We start from the raw sequence: 22,630 nt of genomic DNA on the forward strand, positions 1-22,630 counted from the left end.
TTTGTCATATTGAGTAAATCAATATGTTTCGCCGTACAGAAGCCCATCACATAACCCCTCAATATGATTGTGCTCAAGGACTTAGCGTTATCAGAGTGGCATAAAGCCTGAAAACACAGGACTTTTGCATGATGAAATACGTTGTACTTTTGGCACTTACTCTCTTCACGTCACTCTCTGGCTGGGCTTTTTCTCTCGACAACGCCGATATCCGGCTCCTCTGTCCACAGCGCGGGCAGATTAAGGTGCTTCTTCACCGCTATCAACATACCCAGCAATCCTGGGGAGATCACCATTTCGAAACCGGCGGCGGATACGTGCGCCAGGGGCCGCTGCTGGTGATCCCGTTTGCTAATCTTGATCAGATGATTTACCACCAGACCACCGGCGAATTTGCTTACTGGTATGCCGAAGCAGAACAGCTGGTGCGCTGTCGGCTGCTGAGCCTGGCCACCCTCTATCCGGTGGATATACCCTACTATCGCGAGTAGCGCCCAGCGGCGCGCAGAATACGCTGGCCACAATCCTGGCCTCATGCAGACGTAAGCCCGCAATGAGTGACACTGTCACATTTTTAACGACGTCGCTCCCCCCGGCTGGCTATTGTCAGGGGGCATAAACCCTGCTTTGATAGCGTATCGGTTATGCCCGCGCGGGCTTCGGCTCGCCCCGGTAAATCCGTGACGTTTTCGCCCTGCCCTGCAGATGGTCCGGGGCGCCGGCAGGTTTCTCTTTTTGAATATGCGGTAATGTAATGAAAAAGCTGTTCGTGCAGTTCTATCTTCTGCTCTTCGTCTGCTTTCTGGTGATGACCATGCTGGTGGGCCTGGTCTATAAATTTACCGCTGAACGCGCCGGAAGGCAGTCGCTTGACGATCTGATGAAAAGCTCACTGTATCTGATGCGCAGCGAGCTGCGGGAAATTCCGCCTCGCGACTGGAGCAAGACGCTTAAAGAGCTGGACCTTAATCTGTCGTTCGACCTGCACATCGAGCCGATGAGCAAATTTAAATTGTCGGAAAGCTCGATGCAGCACCTGCGCGCTGGGGATATTGTTGCGCTCGACGACCAGTACACCTTTATCCAGCGCATCCCCCGCAGCCACTATGTGTTATCCGTGGGCCCGGTACCCTATCTCTATTTTCTGCATGAAATGCGCCTGCTGGACGTGGCGCTGATGGCGTTTATCGCTATCTCGCTGGCCTTCCCGGTGTTTATCTGGATGCGTCCGCACTGGCAGGACATGCTGCGCATTGAGACCGCCGCCCAGCGCTTTGGCGAAGGCCACCTCAGCGAGCGTATTCATTTTGACAGCATGTCCAGCTTTGAGCGGCTCGGGGTGGCCTTTAACCAGATGGCCGACAACATTAACGCCCTCATTGCCAGCAAAAAGCAACTGATTGACGGCATCGCCCATGAGCTCAGGACGCCTCTGGTGCGCCTGCGCTACCGTCTGGAGATGAGCGAAAACCTCACCGAGGCGGAATCGCAGGCGCTGAACCGTGATATCGGCCAACTGGAGGCGCTCATTGAAGAGCTCCTGACCTACGCCCGTCTCGACCGCCCGCAGACGGAGCTCAGCCTGACCACCCCCGATTTTCCCGCCTGGATCAGCGACCACGTCGAGGATATCCAGATGGTCAACCCGCAGCGCGAGGTCTGCCTGGCGACGCTGACCCGCGGCAACTATGGCGCGCTGGATATGCGGTTGATGGAGCGGGTGCTGGATAATCTGGTGAATAACGCCCTGCGCTACAGCAGTCAGCGGGTGGCGGTCAGCCTGACCCTGCAGGGTTCCCGCGCGTCGTTGCAGGTCGATGATGACGGCCCGGGCATTGCCCCCGAGGAGCGCGAGCGGGTGTTCGAGCCTTTTGTTCGTCTTGACCCCAGCCGCGATCGGGCGACCGGAGGCTGCGGCCTCGGCCTGGCCATCGTCCACAGTATCGCCCAGGCGATGGGGGGCGAGGTTCGTTGCGAGGCCAGTCCTCTCGGCGGCGCCCGCTTCTGTTTTAGCTGGCCGGTCTATCATCAGTTGCCCGATTTTACCTCTGCCTGAATAAAAGTTGCGCAGCGGCCGCGGGCTGGGTATGCTGTAAAAATCGAATAGTATGTTGTAACTAAGGTGAATGCGATGGCCAGCTACGACCTCGTTGAACGTCTGAATGATACCTTTCGCCAGATCGAGCTGGAGCTGCAGGCGCTGCGCCAGGCGTTAACGACCTGTCGACTGCTGGCGGGCCGGGTGTTTGAGCTGCCGGCAATCAGTAAAGATGCCGAGCATGACCCGCTGGCGAACATTACTGTCGTCCAGCACACCGGGGAGGCGGCGCTGGATCTCGCCCTGCGACACTATGGCCATCTGTTTATCCAGCAGCAATCGGAAACCCGCAGCAGCAAAGCCGCCGTCCGCCTGCCGGGTGCTATCTGCCTGCAGGTCACCGCCGCGGAACAGCAGGCGCTGCTGGCGCGCATTCAGCAGATCAACACCCTTAAGGCCACCTTCGAGAAAATCGTCACCGTCGACTCTGGCCTGCCCCCCACCGCCCGCTTTGAGTGGGTGCATCGCCATTTGCCTGGATTAATTACCCTCAGCGCCTATCGCACGCTAACGCCCCTTCTCGACCCGAGCACTATCCGCTTCGGTTGGGCCAATAAGCACGTGATCAAAAACCTGACCCGCGACCAGGTGTTGATGATGCTGGAGAAAAGCCTGCAATCGCCGCGGGCGGTGCCGCCCTGGACCCGCGAGCAGTGGCAGAGCAAACTGGAGAGGGAGTATCAGGATATCGCCGCCCTGCCGCAGCGGGCGCGGCTGAAAATTAAACGGCCGGTGAAAGTACAGCCGATTGCCCGCGTCTGGTATGCCAGCGAGCAGAAACAGGTGCAGTACGCCTGCCCCAGCCCGCTGATCGCCCTGATATCCGGCAGCCAGGGGGTCAGCGTGCCGGATATTGGCGAATTGCTCAACTACGATGCCGACAACGTGCAATACCGCTACAAACCGGAGGCGCAGTCGCTGAGATTACTGATCCCTCGCCTGCACCTCTGGCTGGCTAGCGAGTAGCCAGGCTGCCGACCATCAGCTCCGGGCGCACCCAGCTGTCGAATTCGGCTTCCGTCAGGTAGCCCAGCGCCAGCGCCGAGGCCTTCAGAGTCAACCCCTCATGGTGCGCTTTTTTGGCGATCTCCGCCGCTTTATCATAGCCGATATGGGTATTCAGCGCGGTCACCAGCATCAGCGACTCGTTGAGCAGCTGGTTGATCCGCTCGCGATTCGGCTCAATCCCCACCGCACAGTGCTCGTTAAAGCTCGACATGCCGTCCGCCAGCAGACGCACCGACTGCAGGAAGTTGTGAATGACCATCGGCCGATAGACGTTGAGCTCGAAGTTACCCGAGGCGCCGCCGATATTCACTGCCACGTCGTTACCCATCACCTGGCAGCAGACCATGGTCAGGGCTTCGCACTGCGTCGGGTTGACTTTGCCGGGCATAATCGATGACCCGGGCTCGTTTTCCGGGATGGCGATTTCCCCAATCCCGCAGCGCGGCCCGGAGGCCAGCCAGCGGACATCGTTAGCGATTTTCATCAGCGAGGCCGCCAGACCTTTCAGCGCGCCGTGGGCATGGACCAGGGCATCGACGGTGGCCAGCGCTTCGAATTTGTTCGGCGCGGTGACAAACGGCTGTCCGCTGAGCGAGGCCAGTTCGGCCGCCACCCGCACGGCATATTCCGGATGAGTATTCAGCCCGGTACCCACCGCCGTCCCGCCCAGCGCCAGCTCGGCGAGATGCGGCTGGCTGGCGTCAAGATGCTTCAGGTTATGGTCCAGCATCGCCACCCAGCCGGAGATTTCCTGGCCTAAGGTGAGCGGCGTGGCGTCCTGCAGATGGGTGCGACCGATCTTAACGATATCTCTGAAGGCCACCGCTTTTTCGTTGAGCGTGGCCCGCAGCGCCTGCAGCGGCGGGAGCAATTTTTCCCGCAGGGCAATCAGCGCCGCGACGTGCATAGCGGTGGGGAACACATCATTCGAGCTTTGGCTTTTATTGACATCGTCATTGGGGTGGATTTTTCGCGCCATCCCCCGCTCACCGCCGAGCAGTTCACTGGCGCGGTTGGCCAGCACCTCGTTCATATTCATATTGCTCTGGGTGCCGGAACCGGTCTGCCAGATAGCCAGCGGAAACTCCTGGGGGTGTTTTCCGGCCAGCACTTCGTCAGCGGCGGCGACGATCGCCCCGGCTTTCTCCGGCGTCAGCAGGCCAAGATCCTGATTGACCTTCGCCGCCGCCCGCTTGGTCAGCGCGAGGGCATATATCAGCTCTCCGGGCATTTTTTCGGTCGAGATGCGGAAATGCTCCAGAGAACGCTGGGTCTGGGCGCCCCAGAGTTTATCGGCCGGGACGTCGATGGCGCCCATCGAGTCTTTTTCACTGCGATGCGTTGTCATTACTTTCTCCTTGGATGAAAAGTGCGTCATAGCGACAAAGCTCACCTGCTTAAAAGAGTAAGTATTGGCCAGATTGAAAAGTTGTTTTGGTGGTTCGTGCCGCGAAGCGGCATAAAAAAACCGCCCCGAAGGGCGGCCCAGACCGCTGACAAAATGCAATCGTCGGGATTGCCCGGCGGCGCTGCGCTTGCACGGGCCTACAGAGAATTGCTTAACTGTTTAATATTGCTGTTTTTCGTAGGCCGGGTAAGACGGAAGCCGCCACCAGGCAGAAAGGCGATCACAATAACGAAAACCGGTTTGTCATCGGCCATAGCCGCCCCGAAGGGCGGCCAGGTTTACTTCACGCAGCGGGCGCACTGCGACGTCTGGATCTGCTGGAAGAAGTCGTTGCCTTTATCATCGACGAGAATAAACGCCGGGAAGTCTTCCACGTCGATTTTCCAGATAGCCTCCATCCCCAGTTCCGGATACGCCACGCACTCAAGGCTGCGGATGCTCTGCTGAGCCAGTACCGCCGCCGGGCCGCCGATGCTGCCGAGGTAGAAGCCGCCGTGCTTGTGGCAGGCGTCGGTGACCTGCTGGCTGCGGTTGCCTTTCGCCAGCATGATCTTGCTCGCGCCGTGCGACTGCAGCAGATCGACGTATGAGTCCATGCGCCCTGCGGTAGTCGGGCCGAGGGAGCCGGAGGCGTAACCGTCCGGCGTCTTGGCCGGGCCGGCGTAGTAGATCGGGTGATCTTTGACGTACTGCGGCAGGGCTTCGCCATTATCAATAAGCTCTTTCAGCTTGGCGTGGGCGATATCGCGGGCCACGATAATAGTGCCGCTCAGCGACAGACGCGTGGACACCGGGTACTGCGACAGCAGCGCCAGGATCTCGCTCATCGGCTGGTTAAGATTCACTTTCACTGCTTCGCCTTCCCCGGCCTGGCGCAGATGCTCAGGGATATATTTCCCCGGATTGCTCTCCAGCTTCTCAATCCAGATGCCGTCGCGGTTGATTTTGGCTTTGATGTTGCGGTCGGCGGAACAGGAGACGCCCATCCCTACCGGGCAGGAAGCGCCGTGACGCGGCAGACGGATCACGCGGATATCGTGGGCGAAATATTTGCCGCCGAACTGCGCGCCGAGGCCGAGGTTCTGCGCTTCCAGCAGCAGTTCTTGCTCCAGTTGCACGTCGCGGAAAGCCTGCCCATGTTCGTTACCTTCGGTCGGCAGACCATCGTAGTATTTGGTGGAGGCCAGCTTGACGGTTTTCAGCGTCGCTTCCGCCGAAGTCCCGCCGATGACAAAGGCGATATGGTACGGCGGACAAGCGGCGGTCCCCAGGGTGCGCATCTTCTCGACCAGATAGTTTTTCAGCTTCGCCGGGGTGATCAGCGCTTTGGTTTCCTGGTACAGATAGGTTTTGTTAGCCGAGCCGCCGCCCTTGGCGATGCAGAGGAATTTATACTCATCGCCATCGGTAGCATAGAGGTCAATCTGCGCCGGCAGGTTGGTGCCGGTGTTGACCTCTTTATACATATCCAGCGGGGCGTTCTGCGAATAGCGCAGGTTGTCCTGGATATAGGTGTTGTACACGCCCTGCGCCAGGGCGGCCTCATCGCCGCCGCCGGTCCAGACGCGCTGGCCTTTTTTACCCATGATGATCGCGGTGCCGGTGTCCTGACAGGTGGGCAGAATGCCTTTGGCGGCGATATCGGAGTTGCGCAGGAACTGCAGGGCGACGTATTTGTCGTTTTCGCTGGCTTCCGGGTCGTTCAGGATATCCGCCACCTGCTGCTGATGCGCCGGGCGAAGCATAAAGGAGGCGTCGTGGAAGGCATGTTGCGCCAGAAGGGTCAGCGCCTGAGGGTCAACTTTTAGCACTTCCTGGCCGGCAAATTCGGCGACGGAGACGTAATCACTGCTGAGGAGATAATACTCGGTGTCATCCTTTTTGAGGGGAAAAGGATCCTGGTAAACAAACGGTTTATTCGACATTGTACTCTCACTTACTGCTTTGGCTGATTATGTTTCAGGCAGGGACTCCATGTGCCTGTAGAAAAGCGAGTCGATCAATCTTACACAATTTTTTAACAAAAACTGAGACAGGGACGACTTTTTCTTTCAGCAGTTGCTTCTCCAGCGTTTGCTGGTTTAATAGGGCGATAATTTTACTTTGATTGATACAGGGAATGAGAATGCAAAAGCTGATCAACGCCGTACAGAACTATGCCTGGGGAAGCCATACCGCCTTAACTGAACTGTATGGCATCGCCAACCCGGACAACCAGCCGATGGCAGAGCTGTGGATGGGGGCGCATCCGAAGAGCAGCTCGCAGGTCCTGACGGCCGATGGCCAGCCGCGTTCGCTGCGCGAGGTGATTGACGCGGATAAAGCCGCCCTGCTCGGCGACAAAGTGGCGCAACGCTTCGGTGAGCTGCCGTTCCTGTTTAAAGTGCTGTGCGCCGCGCAGCCTCTCTCCATTCAGGTCCATCCTAACAAGCAGGCCTCCGAAGAGGGTTTCGCCCGCGAGAACGCCGCCGGCATCCCCCTCTCCGCCGCCGAACGTAACTACAAAGATCCGAACCACAAGCCGGAGCTGGTTTTCGCCCTGACCCCGTTCCTGGCGATGAACGCTTTTCGCGAGTTCAGCGAAATTGTCAGCCTGCTGCAGCCGGTGGCCAACGCACACCCGGCGATCGGCGCCTTCCTGCAGCAGCCGGACGCGACTCGCCTGAGCCAGCTGTTTGCCAGCCTGCTGAATATGCAGGGCGAGGAAAAAGCCCAGGCGCTGCAGGCGCTGCGCGAGGTGCTGGACCGTGAGCAGGGCGAACCGTGGCAGACCATCCGCCTGATCGCGGAATTCTATCCCGACGACAGCGGCCTCTTCTCCCCACTGCTGCTGAACGTGGTGAAGCTGAATCCTGGCGAAGCGATGTTCCTGTTTGCCGAAACGCCGCACGCTTATCTGCAAGGGGTAGCGCTGGAGGTGATGGCCAACTCGGATAACGTGCTCCGCGCCGGCCTGACGCCGAAGTACATTGATATCCCTGAGCTGGTGGCCAACGTTAAGTTCGAGGCTAAACCGGCGGGTGAGCTGCTGACCCAGCCCCAGCGCCACGGCGCGGAACTGGACTTCCCGATCCCGGTGGAAGATTTTGCCTTCTCGCTGCACGATCTCTCCACCGAGGCCAGCGATCTGGCCCAGGCGAGCGCGGCGATCGTTTTCTGCGTCGACGGCGAAGCCGTGCTGCGCAAAGGCGACCTGAGCCTGACCCTCAAGCCGGGCGAATCGGCCTTTGTGGCCGCCAATGAATCGCCGGTGCAGGTCAGCGGCCATGGCCGCGTGGCGCGCGTGTTCAATAAGCTCCAGTAAACGACTGACCTTTCAGGTCGCGCTTACTGATTATGACAACTCAGCCAGGCGGTCTCTCCGCCTGGCTTCATTTATGGACAAATGCTATGAAAAAATCGCTGGTCGCAGCAGGAATCATCGTGGCGCTGGGCGTGGTATGGACAGGCGGCGCCTGGTACACCGGTAAACAGCTGGAAGGCCGAATTGCCGATATGGTGCAGCAGGCTAACGCGCAGCTACGCAGCAGCGCGCCGGAGTCAGGTCTGGAGCTGAGCTATCAGGACTACCAGCGCGGGCTGTTCAGCAGCCATCTGCAGCTGGTGGTGAAGCCCATCGCCGGTCAGGCTAACGGCTGGCTGGCCGCCGGACAGAGCGTGGTGCTTGACGAGGTGGTCGATCACGGCCCCTTCCCGCTGGCCTCGTTAAAAACCTTTAATCTGGCCCCGGCGATGGCTTCGGTCCACACCACGCTGGTGAAAAACGACGCCAGCCAGGCATTGTTCGAGATAGCCAAAGGCACTACCCCCTTCACCGTTGATACGCGCATCGCCTACAGCGGCGACAGCCAGTCGGCGATCGTTCTCAATGCCCTCGACTACGCCAAAGGGGATGAGAAAGTCACCTTCAGCGGCGGCCAGTTCCAGCTCGACGCCGACCGAGACGGCAAAAACATCAGCCTGAAGGGCCAGGCCGGCAGCGGTCAGATCGATGCCCTCAACGAATATAACCAGAAGGTGCAACTGCGCTTCGTCAACCTGACCACCGACGGCGCCACCGAGCTGGCCAGCTTCAACGAGCGTATCGGCCAGCAAAAAATGACCCTCGATAAGCTGGCCATCAGCGTCGAAGGCAAAGAGCTGGCGCTGGTTGACGGCATGGCGCTGGACGGCGGCTCGACGCTGACCAAGGACGGCAAAGGCGTGAACAGCCAGGTGAACTACACCGTCAACAGCCTTAAGCTGCAGGGTCAGGATATGGGCAGCGGCAAACTGACGCTGAAAGTGGATAACGTCGACGGTCAGGCGTGGCACCAGTTCAGCCAGCAGTACAGCGCGCAGTCTCAGGCGCTGCTGGCGAAGCCAGAGCTGGCGCAGAACCCGGAGCTGTACCAGCAGGCGCTTACCGAAACCCTGTTCAATGCGCTGCCGATCCTGCTTAAGGGCAATCCGTCGGTGACCATCTCCCCGCTGAGCTGGCGCAATGCCAAAGGCGAAAGCACCCTCAACCTCTCGGTTCTGCTGAAAGATCCGGCCCAGGTGACCGCTCCGCCGCAGACGCTGGCGGACAGCCTGGATCGCGTGGTGCAGTCCCTTGACGGCAAAGTGGTGATCCCGGTGGATATGGCGACGGAGTTTATGACTAAGATCGCCGGTCTGGAAGGCTACCAGCCAGCCGACGCCGCCAAACTCGCCGATCAGCAGGTCAAAGGCCTGGCGGCGATGGGCCAGATGTTCCGCATCACCACCATGGAAGATAACGCCATCAGCAGCAGCCTGCAGTACGCGAACGGCCAGGTGACGCTGAACGGCCAGAAAATGCCGCTGGAGGATTTTGCCGCGATGTTTGGTCTGGAAGCGCCTTCGCTACCGGACGGCGCGCCGCAGGACGGCCAGCCTCAGCAGGACGACGCCGCCCCGCAGCCGTAACTTATCGGCTCAGGAGACGGCCACCGCGCGCCGTCTCCGTCATTTTCTCGTCACCAGCCGCGGGGGCATGATCTGGTTTCGCGTCTCGCCCGCGCCCTCCTCCAGCCGCCGCAGCATCGACTCCGCCAGCGTTTTGCCCATCTCGCGCGCCGGGGTAGTGACCCAGGTGAGCGGCAGGTCGTCAAGCGCGGCCTCGGGCACATCGGCGAACGCCGCCAGCGCCACCCGCTGCTCGAAGTAGCTGTCGACGCCATCTTCCCCGCTCTGCCTTCCAGCCCGCAGCAGACCGAACCACGCGCCGGTCGCTACCACGTTGTTGTAGCACACCACCGCGGTGATGGTCGGATTTTGCCCCAGCAGCGCGGTCATCGCCTCCGCCGCCTGCTTCTGGCTCGACTCGCACTCCAGCACCCATTCGCTGTGAAACGGCAGACCGTATTTCAGCAAGGTGGCGCAATAGCCGCCGACCCGCTCGGCGCGCGTTAGCGACGAGCTCTGGCCGCCAAGCCAGGCGATCCGCTGATGGCCGCGGCGGATCAGATGCTCGGTCACCAGCTGCGCCGCCTGCATGTTGTCCGGGCGGATCAGGTCGACATCGTCGAGATAGCTGGCGCGGGAAGCGAACACCAGCGGCACCCCCGCCTCCGCCGCCCGCTCGCGCAGCTCGCTGCCGCGGTCGATGGCCCCGGCGATGATCACCCCGTCCACCCCCTGCGCCGCCAGCGTATCAAACCGCTGAGCCATCTTCTCGCCGCTGCGTCCCCCCTGGGTGAGAAACACCATTTTCCCCTGCCTCTCCAGGGCATCGGTGAGGCCGGCGGTTAACTCGGCATAGAACGGTTTAGAGAGATCGCTGACGATAAGGCCAATCACCCCGCTCTGTCCGCCGCGCAGCGAGGCGGCCTGACGGTTGCGCACAAATCCCAGCTGCTCGATGGCCTGATTAACCCGCTCGCCGGTGGCGCTGGAGATGCGCCCTTTGCCGCTCAGCACCAGCGAAACGGTGCTCACGGAGACGCCGGCGGCCAGTGCCACATCATTGATGGTGATCTTTTTTGCGATTGCCATAACCTGCTGGCTGACTCCCTTGCCTGTCGATAAAACGTTTTATCATTGTGCGATCTTTATAAACCTTATTATCGCTTGAATATGTGATTTTTATCGCACTAAAAAGTGGTAAAACGTTTTATCTTGCCGTGGCGTTAGTTCTTCCCGACCACTTGAGAATCAGGAACCGTGCTATGACGGCGAAAACCGCACCAAAAATCACCTTGTGGGAATTTTTCCAGCAGCTGGGAAAAACCTTTATGCTGCCCGTGGCGTTGCTCTCGTTTTGCGGGATCATGCTGGGGATCGGCAGCTCGTTAAGCAGTCACGATGTTTTGACCCTGCTGCCGTGGCTGGATATGCCGCTGCTGCAGGCCATCTTTATCTGGATGAGCAAAGTCGGCTCCTTTGCCTTCAGCTTCCTGCCGGTGATGTTCTGTATCGCCATCCCGTTGGGGCTGGCGCGGGAGAACAAAGGCGTCGCCGCCTTCGCCGGTTTTGTCGGCTACGCGGTCATGAACCTGGCGGTCAACTTCTGGCTGACGGCGAAAGGCATTCTGCCCACCACCGACGCCGCGATCCTTAAGGCCAACAATATCCAGAACATCATCGGTATTCCCTCGATCGATACCGGGATCCTCGGGGCGGTTATCGCCGGGATTATCGTCTGGCTGCTGCATGAGCGCTTTCACAACATTCGCCTGCCGGACGCCCTGGCCTTCTTCGGCGGCACTCGCTTCGTGCCGATCGTCACCACCGTGGTGCTGGGTCTGGTCGGGCTGGCGATCCCGCTGGTGTGGCCGGTCTTCGCCATGGGGATCAACGCCCTCGGGAAGATGATCAACAGCGCCGGCGATTTTGGGCCGATGATCTTCGGCACCGGCGAGCGACTGCTGCTGCCGTTTGGCCTGCACCACATCCTGGTGGCGCTGATCCGCTTCACGGAAGCCGGCGGCACCCTCGACGTCTGCGGCCACAGCGTCAGCGGCGCGCTGACCATCTTCCAGGCGCAGCTGAGCTGCCCGACCACCCACGGCTTCGCCGAAAGCGCCACCCGCTTCCTGTCGCAGGGTAAGATGCCAGCCTTCCTCGGCGGTCTGCCGGGCGCCGCGCTGGCGATGTACCACTGCGCCCGTCCGGAAAATCGGCATAAAATTAAAGGCCTGCTGATCTCCGGGGTGATCGCCTGCGTGGTGGGCGGCACCACCGAGCCGCTGGAGTTCCTGTTCCTGTTCGTGGCGCCGGTCCTGTATGTCATCCACGCCCTGCTGACCGGTCTCGGCTTTACCATCATGGCGGTGCTCGGCGTCACCATCGGCAACACCGACGGCAATATCATCGACTTCGTGGTGTTTGGCATCCTGCATGGTCTGGCGACCAAGTGGTATCTGGTGCCGGTGGTGGCGGCAATCTGGTTTGCGGCCTACTATGCCATCTTCCGCTTCGCCATCACCCGCTTCAATCTGAAAACGCCGGGCCGCGATATCGACACCGCCGCCAGCGTGGAGAAAGCGGTCGCTGGCACCATTGGTAAATCCGGGTATAACGTGCCGGCGATTCTGGCGGCCCTCGGCGGCGCCGACAACATTGTCTCGCTGGATAACTGCATTACCCGTCTGCGTCTGTCGGTACAAGATATGAGCAAAGTGGACGCTGCCGCGCTGAAAGCCCACCGCGCCATCGGGGTGGTTCAGCTCAACCAGCATAATCTGCAGGTGGTGATTGGCCCGCAGGTGCAGTCGGTAAAAGATGAAATGGCCACGCTGATGAATACCGTTCAGGCCTGATCCCAACGGTCCCCTTCCGGCACGGAAGGGGACCCTTGCTAAGGAAGTTCCGATGTTTGATTTTTCCATACCCATCGACCGCCACGGCACCTGGTGCACGCAGTGGGACTATGTCGCCGACCGCTTTGGCGTCCCCGACCTGCTGCCGTTCACCATCTCCGATATGGATTTCGCCACCGCGCCCTGCATCCTCGACGCCGTCAGCCGGCGGCTGGCCCACGGCGTGTTCGGCTACAGCCGCTGGCAGAACGAGGCGTTTCTCGGGGCGATTGCCCACTGGTACGCCAGCCGCTTTCACAGCGTCATCGATCCGCAAACGGTGGTTTACGGACCGTCGGTTATTTATATGGTGGCGGAAACCATCCGCCAGTGGTCGCAAGAAGGCGACGGCGTCGTCGTCCATACTCCCGCCTACGATGCGTTCTATAACACTATCACCGCTAACCGCCGACAGATCGCCCCGGTGCCACTGACCCTGACGAACAATCAATGGCACTGCGATATGGCGCGCCTGGAAGCGGCGCTGGCGGAGCCGAAGAATACCCTGCTGCTGCTCTGCAGCCCGCACAACCCAACGGGCAAAGTCTGGCGCCGCGAGGAGCTCCAGACCATGGCGGCGCTGTGCCAAAAGCATGGCGTCAGGGTGATTAGCGACGAAATTCATATGGACATGACCTGGGGCGACCACCGTCATATCCCGTGGAGCGAGGTGGCTCAGGGGCCGTGGGCGCTGTTCACCTCCGGATCAAAGAGCTTCAATATTCCGGCCTTTACCGGGGCCTATGGCTTTATCCCCGAGGCAAACTGCCGCGACAGCTATCTGCAGGCGCTGAAAGCGCGGGACGGACTCTCGTCGCCCTCGGTGCCGGCGCTGGTGGCTCATATCGCCGCCTACCGCGATGGGGCGCCCTGGCTCGACGCCCTGCGCGACTACCTGCAGGAGAACCTGCGCTTTGTGGCTGATACGCTCAATCGCGCCTTTCCTGCGCTGCGCTGGCAGCCGCCGGAGGCCACCTACCTGGCGTGGATCGACCTGCGCCCCCTCAACATTGACGACCGTGCACTGCAGCAGGCGCTGATCGCCGGGCAGAAGGTGGCGATTATGCCGGGATATACCTATGGACCCGAAGGCAATGGCTTTCTGCGTCTCAACGTCGGCTGTCCACGCGAGAAGCTGGAGCGCGGTGTCGCAGGGCTGATAGCCGCCCTGCGCAGCCTCAGTTGACGCGCGGCACTGACTACAGATCGTCACGCCGGCGGAACGCCAGGTAGCCGGCGCCGAGGGTAAAGATGCCGAAAATCACCACCAGCAGGATAAACCCGTGGTGATTGCTCGCCAGCGGGATCCCGCCGACGTTCATGCCGAAGAAACCGGCCACAATGTTAATCGGTAGCGCGAGGACCGTGATCACCGTCAGGGTGTAGAGGGTGCGGTTGCTCTGCTCCAGCTGGCGGGCGCCGATCTCCTCCTGCAGCAGGCTGATGCGCTCGATCAGGCCGGACAGGTCATTCAGCACCACGCTAAACTCTTCGGTGAACTGACGAAATGCCTGCACCACCGCGCGATCCATCCACGCTGGCGGCCGGTTAAGCAGCCGGAACATTGCCGCCGGTTCCGGCGCCAGCAGCCGTTGAAAACGCAGCAGCATCCGCCGCAGCCGCGCCAGATCGGCCCGATTACGCTGCACGTGATTGCTCAGGAGCCGCTCTTCAATCAGGTCGACGTGGCGGCTGGCCTGGCGCACCACCTGCTCCAGCACCTCCTCCTGCTCCTCCAGCAAAAAGGCCAGCAGTTCAGCGGAGGTATGCACCTTAAGCGTATGCAGACGCGGCAGCATCCATTCGATAAACCGTAATGGTTTGAAACGCGCTGTCACCACCAGCTTCGGGCTACAGTAGAGCCACAGCGTGGCGGTTTCCGCGCTGGTGTCTTGCGGACGAAACAGCACGTCGTTAAGCACGGCGAACAGATTCTCCCCTTGCCGTTCAATACGGGTGGTATGCGAACCGCTGCGGATCTCCTCAAAGAAAAAGTCCGCCACGGGAAAGTGACTGATTAGCCATTTTTCGGCGGTGGCGTGATTGAGATTAAGATGCAGCCAGATAAAGGCCTTATCGTCAGCCAGCGCCTGATAGCTGGCGCATACCTCACCAGAGGCAATAGGCTGTGGGGGGTGATCTTCATGAAACAGATAGCCATACACCAGGCCGGACACTTCCATATCAAAATCGGGCTTTAACATCTTCGCGGTGACGTCTTGACTCATGGCTCCCTCAGGACAGGCACTGGCACCGTTGATGCCCAGATAGCGCCATATTTCGCTATTTTTCGCGGACTGGCAAGGTTAATAATCCTGCCGCAAAACCGTCATCTGACGGACATATTTCGGGCAGCATGCCTGAGTCATACCCGGCGTGCTGACCAAGCGCATCGCGCGACGATCTGGCCTTCTCGCTGTGCTTTTATCGTCACTATTAAAATAATTTTGATATTCCTCAAAACTTTTTTAGGCGGGAAGCGGTATTAATTTGGCCGCTTAATCATTGCTTACCCTGGTTTATTGAGGAGGAGACCATGAAAACCTATGACCGTAATCGTAACGCTATTGCTACCGGCAGTATGGTCATGATCGCTGGTAACGGTACGACGGGCGTGATTAAAGCGATCCATGGCGAGGGGAAAACCGCCGAGCAGCTGCGTCGGGCGGACTGCGTGGAAATCGACGGCTGCGAGGGACGCTTCTGCCCGTTAGATCTGATCCGTCTCGGTTTCCATTAATCCATGCCGTCAGGGCACCATGAGCAGGCCACCCAGCGTGGCCTCTTCTTTTTCAGGCTGATCCAGGCGCTTAGCGAAAGCTCCACTGAATACTCATCACGAAGATCGCCGGTATAATAATCCCGCCCTCGACGCCGAAATAATCGGTAAAGTTGTATTGCAGACCATGATAAATATAGGGCGAAAAACCGACGCCGGTGATTTTTTTGGCGGTGCGGTAGGTGCCTGAGTCGCCGCAGTGGCTGAAAGCGTCAAAGAAAAATTCCCCGGTATAGGCATACACCCCTTTCAGCAGCCAGCCGGTGTCGTTTTTCAGCCAGTCGCGGCGCACGCCGAGGGTCAGACAGCGATCGTCGAAGCTATTTTTCATGGTGCCGACCAGCGCGCTGTATTTTGAATCCGCTGAAAACTTGCGCTCCACCGAGAAAAAGTTGTTGTTGAAATGCTCGTTATATTGTCCGTGGTTACCGGTCATGTGATAAACATAGGAACCAGTATTCATCGAATAAAGATTGAATTCCCCGGCCTGCGCCGACGGCATGGCAACCAACAATAGCCCGGATAACAAAATCCATAATTTATTTAACATTCAGTAATCTACGCCACACCTGTAAAAAAAGAACCCGGCATACTATCACCGCGAAGCTAAACCAAAGGGCAATCAGATACACCGACGCTTTTCGCGGCAGGCAAACATGATGCTATAAGCACTATAGCAGTCGCCCTCTCGCCTGGTGAGCGCCAGCGGCTATACTGCTGACACATTCATCTTATTGATTAAGGACTGCTGTGTTAGCCACTCTCCTCGTTGCGCTGGTCGCTATCATTCATCTCGCCATCCTGGTGCTGGAGATGTTTTTCTGGGAAGCGCCCGCCGGGCGCCGGGCCTTTAACCTCAGCGCCGATTTCGCCCGGGAAAGCCGGGTGCTGGCGGCCAACCAGGGGTTGTATAACGGTTTCCTGGCCGCCGGCCTGGCGTGGGGGCTGTGGCTGGGGGCATCGGGCGTGCAGGTGGTGATCTTTTTCCTCGCCTGCGTGCTGGCCGCCGGGATATTCGGCGCGCTGACCGCCAGCCGCAAAATTCTCTATATTCAGGCGCTGCCCGCGCTGCTGGCGCTGCTTGTGGTGCTGGCGCAGGCGTAGGGTCTTGATCCAAAACAGAGAAAGCAGGCGCTAAGGCGGATACTATGTGCCCCCTTCGGTCGGTCATCGACCGTTAATACCTTCTGAGTTCAGAGGCATTTTTATGACATGGCAATCCTTCAAACAGGCCTGGCTTATCCGGTTCTGGTCTCCCGTCCCGGCGGTCATCGCCGCGGGCATTCTCTCAACCTACTATTTTGGCATCACCGGCACCTTCTGGGCGGTGACCGGCGAATTTACCCGCTGGGGTGGCCAGCTGCTGCAGCTGCTGGGGGTCCACAGCGAACAGTGGGGCTATTATCAGCTGATCCATCTCGACGGGACGCCGCTGACCCGCATCGACGGCAGGATGATCATCGGCATGTTCGGCGGCTGCCTGGCCGCGGCATTGTGGGCCAATAACGTCAAACTGCGCTTGCCACGCAGCCGGATCCGCATAGTGCAGGCCGTGGCCGGGGGCATCATCGCCGGGTTCGGCGCGCGGCTGGCGATGGGCTGCAACCTGGCGGCGTTTTTCACCGGCATTCCGCAGTTCTCCCTGCACGCCTGGCTGTTTGCCATCGCCACCGCCATCGGCTCCTGGTTTGGCGCTCGCTTCACCCTGCTGCCTCTATTTCGCATCCCGGTAAAAATGCAAAAGGTATCCGCCGCTTCGCCGTTAACCCAAAAACCGCTGCAGGCACGCCGCCGTTTCCGCCTGGGCATGGCGGTCTTTTTCGCCATGATCGGCTGGGGCCTGCTCACCGCCGCAGACCACCCTGCGCTCGGCCTTGCGATGCTGTTCGGCATCGGCTTCGGTCTGCTTATCGAGCGAGCGCAGATCTGCTTTACCTCCGCCTTTCGCGATATGTGGATCACCGGCCGGACGGTGATGGCGAAGGCGATAATCTTCGGCATGGCGGCGAGCGCCATCGGCATCTTCAGCTATGTGCAACTGGGGATGGCGCCGAAAATCATGTGGGCCGGTCCCAATGCGGCGATCGGCGGGCTACTGTTCGGCTTTGGCATCGTGCTGGCCGGCGGCTGTGAGACCGGCTGGATGTACCGGGCGGTGGAAGGCCAGGTTCACTACTGGTGGGTGGGGCTGGGCAACGTCATTGGCTCCACGCTGCTCGCCTGGTGCTGGGACGATATCGCCGCCCCGCTCGCCACCCACTGGCAAAAGGTCAACCTGCTGAACGCTTTTGGTCCCTTCGGCGGACTGCTGGCGACCTATCTGCTGCTGCTGATCGCCCTGCTGCTGGTGATCGCCTGGGAGAGACATTTTTTCCGCCGCCAGTCGGCAGCGGTCCGGACCGTGAAGGAGAGTGCATGAAAAACATCATCCCTGATTATCGCCTGGACATGGTCGGCGAGCCCTGCCCCTATCCGGCGGTCGCCACCCTGGAGGCGATGCCCTCCCTGCAAAAAGGCGAGATCCTCGAAGTGATAAGCGACTGTCCGCAGTCGATCAATAACATTCCGCTCGATGCCAGGAACCATGGCTATACGGTGCTGGATATTCAGCAGGATGGCCCGACCATTCGCTATCTGATCCAGAAGTAATCCCATTTTCCCGCCGGCGACCTTCATCGCCGGCATGGATTTCCCCGTCTCGCCATGTCCTCACCATCAGATGGGCCGTGCAGGCAAACGATTGCAATAGATTGTAACACTTGAAACGGTGTTCCAGTTATCAAATAACCATTAATATAACGCGGCTATATTATTAAAATACGAATAAGTAACTTCGTGAATGGTTTCTGCCGCTACCGGCCAAAGCCGCACACAGCAATACAATAAGGATAGAAATGGAACTGCTGGCCAGGCTGGGTTATTTTTTTGAGCAAGTGCGTGCAGATGCCGATTTTGCCACCTTCGCCAATGAACTACGTCGGCACCAGGTCTCGTGTTACATCTACTTTGTCTCCACCGGCAATATGAATTTCGTGATGGCAAACGACAAGGTGATCACGATAAAAAGCGCCCGCAGCCTGCTGCGCGTGCGCAGCGCCCCCAACCAGCAGCTGACCTCGGCTGCGGTCATCCGCCATTTTGCCGGCGCCATCAACTTTGAACAATACTGTAAGGATCTCGCCAGCGCCGGGGTGTTTAAGTGGAGTGTCGACCTGGACGAGGAGACTCGCCACTACTGGTCGAAGGATAACAGGCTGCTGTATAAAGAGAGCCTGATTCCCCCCTGAGCGGGTCCCGGGGGGAAGTCTGGTTTGCGGGGCCAGCTCTTAATCGCGGGTCTGCACCCAAAAGGCGTGGATCAGGCCTGGAATATAGCCCAGCAGGGTCAAAATAATGTTGAGAATAAACGCCCAGCCGAAACCTTTCCCCAGCAGAACCCCCAGCGGCGGCAGAATGATAGTAAAAACGATTCTCCAGAATCCCATAAGTTCTCCCTTCATCTAATGTCAACATTTTACTAAGCTATTCAATAGTTAAGCATAGACGCTTTTCACCGCTTCGCCAGCAGGCTGCGCCCTCATCTCCGGTAACAAAAATTATTTCCTGCCGTCACGGATAAAAAAGTCCGCCAAAACATCCACTTTTTTGCCTCATGCTGTGGGCCTGACAGAGAACCGCACAGATTGTCAGTTGACCTGGCTGCCAGTCAGGACTAAGCCTGGAGAAGTTTTATCACATCGAGTCGTTTTACCAACCGGAGAATATCCATGAGTAAACTTGGGATTAATGGTTTTGGTCGTATCGGACGTCTGGTGTTACGCCGTTTATTAGAAGTCGACAGCAGCCTCGAGGTGGTGGCCATCAACGACCTCACCTCGCCAAAAGTGCTGGCCTACCTGTTAAAGCATGATTCAAACTACGGCCCCTTCCCGTGGAGCGTCGACTTCACGGAAGATGCGCTGATCGTCAACGGCAAGACCATCACCGTGTATGCCGAAAAAGAGGCGCAGCATATTCCGTGGCAGGCGGCGGGCGCGGAAGTGATTGTGGAGTGTACCGGGTTCTACACCTCGGCAGAGAAATCGCAGGCCCATCTTCAGGCCGGCGCACGCAAGGTACTGATTTCGGCCCCCGCCGGCGAGATGAAAACCATCGTCTATAACGTCAACGATGACACCCTGACGGCGGATGACACCATCATCTCCGTCGCCTCCTGCACCACCAACTGCCTGGCGCCAATGGCCAAAGTGCTGCAGGACGCCTTCGGCATCACCGTAGGCACCATGACCACCATCCACGCCTATACCGGCACCCAGTCGCTGGTGGACGGGCCGCGCGGTAAAGATCTGCGCGCCTCCAGGGCGGCGGCGGAAAACGTCATCCCGCACACCACCGGCGCGGCCAAAGCTATCGGCCTGGTGATCCCCGCCCTGAGCGGCAAGCTGAAAGGCCATGCCCAGCGCGTACCGACCAAAACCGGCTCAGTGACAGAGCTGGTGTCGGTGCTGGAGAAAAAGGTAACTGCGGATGAGGTCAATCAAGCGATGAAGCAGGCTGCCGATGGCAATGAATCCTTTGGCTATACCGAAGAAGAGATTGTCTCTTCCGATATCATCGGCAGCCATTTCGGTTCAATCTACGATGCCACCCAGCTGGAGATTGTGGAGGCCGGCGGCGTACAGCTGGTGAAAACCGTCGCCTGGTACGACAACGAATACGGTTTTGTCACTCAGCTGATCCGCGTGCTGGAGAAATTTGCCCGCTAAGTGAACGGCGGACAGCCTGCGCTGCCCGCCGATTCTGCATTGAGCGTCTCAGGCCTGCAGATAGACCACCTGGGTCTGCAGGTACTCATTCAGGCCATGGCGGCCATCTGCGCCGCCGATCCCTGATTTACGCCAGCCGGCGTGGAATCCCTGCATCGCCTCAAAGTTCTCGCGGTTGATATAGGTTTCGCCGAACTTCAGCCCCTTAATCGCCTTCATCGCCACGTTGAGATCGCGGGTGTAGATTGAGGAGGTGAGGCCATAATCGCTGTCATTGGCCATCGCCAGCGCTTCATCGAGAGTTGAAAACGCCACCACCGGCAGCACCGGACCGAAGGTTTCCTCATGGATAATATCCATCTCCTGACGCACATCCAGCAGCAGGGTCGGCGGATAAAAATAGCCTTTCCCCTCCAGCGGCTGACCGCCCAGCGCTACCCGCGCCCCCTGCGCCACCGCCTTCGCCACTTTGCGCGCCACCTGATCCCGCGCGGCAGCGTTGATCAGCGGCCCCATCGCGATGTCATCCCGCGCCGCCGGGTCGCCAAACTGCACGGCCTTCATCGCCTCGCCGAGGCGGTTGACGAAGCGGTCGTAAATCCCCTGCTGAACATAGACCCGCTCGACGCAATTGCACACCTGCCCGGTGTTGATCACCCGCGAGTCCACCACCGCCTTCACCGCCAGCTCCACATCCGCATCGTCCATGACGATGGCCGGCGCTTTGCCGCCAAGCTCAAGGCACACTTTGGTGATATTTTTCGCCGCGGCGGCCATGATTTTCTCCCCCGCCGCCACGCTGCCGGTCATGCTGACCATCGCCACCTTCGGATTGCCGGCCAGCTCCTGGCCGACGGTTTCCCCACGGCCGAGCACCAGGTTAAAGACCCCTTTCGGCAGCCCAACCTGGTGGACGATCTCGGCGAAAGCAATAGCGTTATTGGGCGTGAATTCGCTGGGCTTAATGACGATGGTATTTCCGGTGATCAGTGCCGGCGCCAGCTTGCGGGCGATAAGAAAAAACGGGAAGTTCCACGGCAGGATCCCGGTGGTCACCCCCAGCGCGCGTTTGAAGACAAGGATATTTTCCCCGGGACGGTCGCTCTGCACGATCTCCCCTTCATAACGCCGCGCCCATTCGGCCATGTAGTCGAGATAGTCGGCGGTGAACGCCACCTCCACCGCCGCCAGCTGCTGGATCTTGCCGCCTTCAGCGACGATCAGCCCGGCGATGTCATCGGCACGCTGACGGATGCCGGCGGCAATTTTGCGCAGCCAGCCCGCGCGCTCAATGGCCGGCAGCGCCTCCCAGGCCGGCTGGGCGCGCTCCGCCGCGTCAATCGCCAGCCGCGCCTCTTCCGCGGTCCCGTCCGGGATCCGCGACAGCAGCGCTTCGGTCGCCGGGTTAAGCACGTCGATCCAGCCGTCGCCGCGACCGGAAACGAACTGGCCATCAATATACATCTGGTGTTGAACGGGTGCTGTCATGGCTGCTCCTGTGGTGCATTTGTATTTAACAAGTGATTTTTTTGTTAAATATCGGGCGGATAAGCCGTGGCTTCGCAGCACGTTGGCGCAGTTTTGTGAGCTGATTCATAAAACCGGGCCAAAAATACCCGGTTGAGGTTACATTTCAATAACACAAATTGCCCGTTTGCGATAAATCTGCCGCAAACGGGCATTTATCAGCCGAGGATGCGGGCCTGCAGCGCCCCGGCGAGCCGGTCATCCTCCCGCAGCTGTCGCCAGGCGTCGAGGATCTCCGGCGGGAAAGTCACGTGGCTGATAAAGTCTTTCCCCCGTGGACCGTACCCTTCAGGGGAATCCTGCAGACGCGGCAGTTCGCCGAGCAGCAGCGCCAGGTAGCGGGTCACCGGCCACAGCCCCGCCCCGCCGCCCACGAACCCCAGCTGGCCGTCGGTCTGTTGCAGCACCGGCGTGCAGCCGGGAAAGCTCAGCCACTGCGGCGGCGTCGTCGCCCCCTGCCAGACGCGGGCGAAGGTGGCCATCGTCCGCCGCTGCATGGTGGGGTCCTGAATGACGATCCCGCGACGATGGGGGATCCCCCGACTCTCCAGCATTGTGCGAGTAAAGCGCGCGTTTTCGCCGCAGTTGGTCGACCGATCCTCCACCACCAGCCGCGGGCGAGGAATGTGCCAGAAGTCATGCGCAATATCAGCCAGAATATGCGCTTCCGGACGCCCCTCCACCGCGAGCGAACGGTAGCGCGGATCTTCGCGCACCGCCTCATACAGAAAACCGGTAGAGTGGCCTACGCCGCCGCTGATCAGCAGCGGAACCTCCTGCTCCACCGCCAGTCGGCAGGCGGCGTCGATGGTAGGGATCACGGCGTTGCCAGCCAGCACCACCACATCCACCGCCGGCGGCGCGGTCAGCGTCGCCAGATCGTTTTGCGCCAGCCAGCCGCCGGTCAGGTTTGCCGCCGCCAGCGTCGTCGCCGACAGCGGGGGAAAGTGTTCTGCCATTCTGATCTCCTTAATCACCTCTCAGCCGCGCAGAGAGAATAGTCTGGCCATCATAAACGCCGCCTGCCGGGGCGCAAAGCGACGCTGATTTGTAACTATTTTGAAATAACAAGAAACATCTAAAAACACGCAGGTTGCACCTGAATAACTGACCATGAAAATAACAAAAAACAGCAAAAACAGGTGGAAAATAAAAATTTACCTCGCGGTTACACCAGATAAAAGCGCGTTTTCTTGCCCGCATTGCCGAGGGATAACTTGCCAATTGTAACCATCAACTCTA

General features: G+C 59.4%; 22 protein-coding genes. 14 read left to right on the forward strand and 8 right to left on the reverse strand.

Going from position 1 to position 22,630, the window contains the following annotated elements:
* Positions 1–128 precede the first annotated feature (128 nt).
* The 3 genes from GT756_RS00345 to tus all read left to right on the forward strand — a co-directional run bounded on the left by GT756_RS00345 (position 129) and on the right by tus (position 3,064).
* A complete protein-coding gene (locus GT756_RS00345) occupies positions 129–491 on the forward strand; it encodes a hypothetical protein (protein ID WP_004887058.1) in 363 nt (120 codons plus the stop codon).
* A 263-nt stretch (positions 492–754) separates the two neighbouring features.
* A complete protein-coding gene (gene rstB / locus GT756_RS00350; RefSeq protein ID WP_049004202.1) occupies positions 755–2,056 on the forward strand; it encodes a two-component system sensor histidine kinase RstB in 1,302 nt (433 codons plus the stop codon).
* A gap of 75 nt (positions 2,057–2,131) precedes the next feature.
* Positions 2,132–3,064, forward strand: a complete 933-nt coding sequence (gene tus, locus GT756_RS00355; protein ID WP_017898702.1) for a DNA replication terminus site-binding protein — start codon at positions 2,132–2,134, stop codon at positions 3,062–3,064.
* Here the strand turns inward: tus and fumC are convergent.
* Together fumC and fumA are read right to left on the reverse strand one after the other, a co-directional pair.
* Complete coding sequence (gene fumC / locus GT756_RS00360) at positions 3,054–4,454, reverse strand: class II fumarate hydratase (RefSeq protein ID WP_049004203.1); 1,401 nt, start codon at positions 4,452–4,454, stop codon at positions 3,054–3,056. The genes tus and fumC overlap by 11 nt on opposite strands.
* Positions 4,455–4,792: 338 nt before the next feature.
* Positions 4,793–6,439, reverse strand: a complete 1,647-nt coding sequence (fumA, locus tag GT756_RS00365; protein WP_023318141.1) for a class I fumarate hydratase FumA — start codon at positions 6,437–6,439, stop codon at positions 4,793–4,795.
* Positions 6,440–6,639: 200 nt separating this feature from the next.
* Between fumA and manA the strand changes: the two genes are divergently transcribed.
* Together manA and GT756_RS00375 are read left to right on the forward strand one after the other, a co-directional pair.
* On the forward strand, positions 6,640–7,818 hold the full coding sequence (gene manA / locus GT756_RS00370) for a mannose-6-phosphate isomerase (protein WP_048294709.1): 1,179 nt from the start codon (positions 6,640–6,642) through the stop codon (positions 7,816–7,818).
* Positions 7,819–7,904: 86 nt separating this feature from the next.
* The gene (locus GT756_RS00375; protein WP_064183635.1) at positions 7,905–9,443 is read left to right on the forward strand and encodes a YdgA family protein; all 1,539 of its coding nucleotides are present in this window, start codon (positions 7,905–7,907) and stop codon (positions 9,441–9,443) included.
* Between the two features lie 39 nt (positions 9,444–9,482).
* On the opposite strand, the gene GT756_RS00380 is transcribed toward GT756_RS00375, so the two are convergent.
* Positions 9,483–10,511, reverse strand: a complete 1,029-nt coding sequence (locus GT756_RS00380; RefSeq protein ID WP_023318138.1) for a Mal regulon transcriptional regulator MalI — start codon at positions 10,509–10,511, stop codon at positions 9,483–9,485.
* A gap of 173 nt (positions 10,512–10,684) precedes the next feature.
* On the opposite strand from GT756_RS00380, the gene malX reads away from it, so the two are divergent.
* Positions 10,685–12,277, forward strand: a complete 1,593-nt coding sequence (gene malX / locus GT756_RS00385) for a maltose/glucose-specific PTS transporter subunit IIBC (RefSeq protein ID WP_004204102.1) — start codon at positions 10,685–10,687, stop codon at positions 12,275–12,277.
* A 52-nt stretch (positions 12,278–12,329) separates the two neighbouring features.
* A complete protein-coding gene (locus GT756_RS00390; protein WP_032455949.1) occupies positions 12,330–13,502 on the forward strand; it encodes a MalY/PatB family protein in 1,173 nt (390 codons plus the stop codon).
* Positions 13,503–13,515: 13 nt separating this feature from the next.
* Here GT756_RS00390 and GT756_RS00395 read toward each other — a convergent pair whose 3' ends face one another.
* Positions 13,516–14,544 (reverse strand): CorA family divalent cation transporter, encoded by a 1,029-nt coding sequence (locus GT756_RS00395; RefSeq protein ID WP_160124498.1) that lies wholly within the window; start codon positions 14,542–14,544, stop codon positions 13,516–13,518.
* A 308-nt stretch (positions 14,545–14,852) separates the two neighbouring features.
* Between GT756_RS00395 and ydfZ the strand changes: the two genes are divergently transcribed.
* Complete coding sequence (gene ydfZ, locus GT756_RS00400) at positions 14,853–15,056, forward strand: putative selenium delivery protein YdfZ (RefSeq protein ID WP_004151566.1); 204 nt, start codon at positions 14,853–14,855, stop codon at positions 15,054–15,056.
* Positions 15,057–15,126: 70 nt separating this feature from the next.
* On the opposite strand, the gene GT756_RS00405 is transcribed toward ydfZ, so the two are convergent.
* Positions 15,127–15,606 carry a hypothetical protein gene (locus GT756_RS00405; protein WP_075201775.1) on the reverse strand — a complete coding sequence of 160 codons (480 nt, stop codon included), beginning with the start codon at positions 15,604–15,606 and terminating at the stop codon, positions 15,127–15,129.
* A gap of 239 nt (positions 15,607–15,845) precedes the next feature.
* On the opposite strand from GT756_RS00405, the gene GT756_RS00410 reads away from it, so the two are divergent.
* The 4 genes from GT756_RS00410 (at position 15,846) to GT756_RS00425 (ending at position 18,382) form a co-directional block, all read left to right on the forward strand.
* The gene (locus tag GT756_RS00410; RefSeq protein ID WP_064150132.1) at positions 15,846–16,199 is read left to right on the forward strand and encodes a DUF1304 domain-containing protein; all 354 of its coding nucleotides are present in this window, start codon (positions 15,846–15,848) and stop codon (positions 16,197–16,199) included.
* A gap of 103 nt (positions 16,200–16,302) precedes the next feature.
* On the forward strand, positions 16,303–17,514 hold the full coding sequence (gene yedE / locus GT756_RS00415; protein WP_064150134.1) for a selenium metabolism membrane protein YedE/FdhT: 1,212 nt from the start codon (positions 16,303–16,305) through the stop codon (positions 17,512–17,514).
* Complete coding sequence (gene yedF, locus GT756_RS00420; RefSeq protein WP_004204092.1) at positions 17,511–17,744, forward strand: sulfurtransferase-like selenium metabolism protein YedF; 234 nt, start codon at positions 17,511–17,513, stop codon at positions 17,742–17,744. The genes yedE and yedF overlap by 4 nt, the downstream gene beginning before the upstream one ends.
* 245 nt (positions 17,745–17,989) lie before the next feature.
* Complete coding sequence (locus GT756_RS00425; RefSeq protein WP_004204091.1) at positions 17,990–18,382, forward strand: DUF1398 domain-containing protein; 393 nt, start codon at positions 17,990–17,992, stop codon at positions 18,380–18,382.
* 39 nt (positions 18,383–18,421) lie between these two features.
* Here GT756_RS00425 and GT756_RS00430 read toward each other — a convergent pair whose 3' ends face one another.
* On the reverse strand, positions 18,422–18,580 hold the full coding sequence (locus GT756_RS00430; protein WP_002903230.1) for a YqaE/Pmp3 family membrane protein: 159 nt from the start codon (positions 18,578–18,580) through the stop codon (positions 18,422–18,424).
* Positions 18,581–18,862: 282 nt separating this feature from the next.
* Between GT756_RS00430 and gap the strand changes: the two genes are divergently transcribed.
* Positions 18,863–19,861 carry a type I glyceraldehyde-3-phosphate dehydrogenase gene (gap, locus tag GT756_RS00435; protein WP_004204090.1) on the forward strand — a complete coding sequence of 333 codons (999 nt, stop codon included), beginning with the start codon at positions 18,863–18,865 and terminating at the stop codon, positions 19,859–19,861.
* A gap of 48 nt (positions 19,862–19,909) precedes the next feature.
* On the opposite strand, the gene aldA is transcribed toward gap, so the two are convergent.
* Positions 19,910–21,349, reverse strand: coding sequence for an aldehyde dehydrogenase (gene aldA / locus GT756_RS00440; RefSeq protein ID WP_048294704.1), 1,440 nt, complete (start codon positions 21,347–21,349; stop codon positions 19,910–19,912).
* On the opposite strand from aldA, the gene GT756_RS25690 reads away from it, so the two are divergent.
* Positions 21,348–21,485: a hypothetical protein gene (locus tag GT756_RS25690; RefSeq protein ID WP_032425978.1), complete on the forward strand. Its 138-nt coding sequence runs from the start codon at positions 21,348–21,350 to the stop codon at positions 21,483–21,485. The two genes, aldA and GT756_RS25690, sit on opposite strands and share 2 nt — an antisense overlap.
* 61 nt (positions 21,486–21,546) lie before the next feature.
* Here the strand turns inward: GT756_RS25690 and GT756_RS00445 are convergent, their stop codons facing one another.
* On the reverse strand, positions 21,547–22,347 hold the full coding sequence (locus GT756_RS00445; RefSeq protein ID WP_004204086.1) for a YdcF family protein: 801 nt from the start codon (positions 22,345–22,347) through the stop codon (positions 21,547–21,549).
* Positions 22,348–22,630 lie beyond the last annotated feature (283 nt).

Origin of the sequence: Klebsiella sp. Q2 (assembly GCF_009900705.1) — a bacterium.
GTDB lineage: Bacteria > Pseudomonadota > Gammaproteobacteria > Enterobacterales > Enterobacteriaceae > Klebsiella > Klebsiella quasipneumoniae.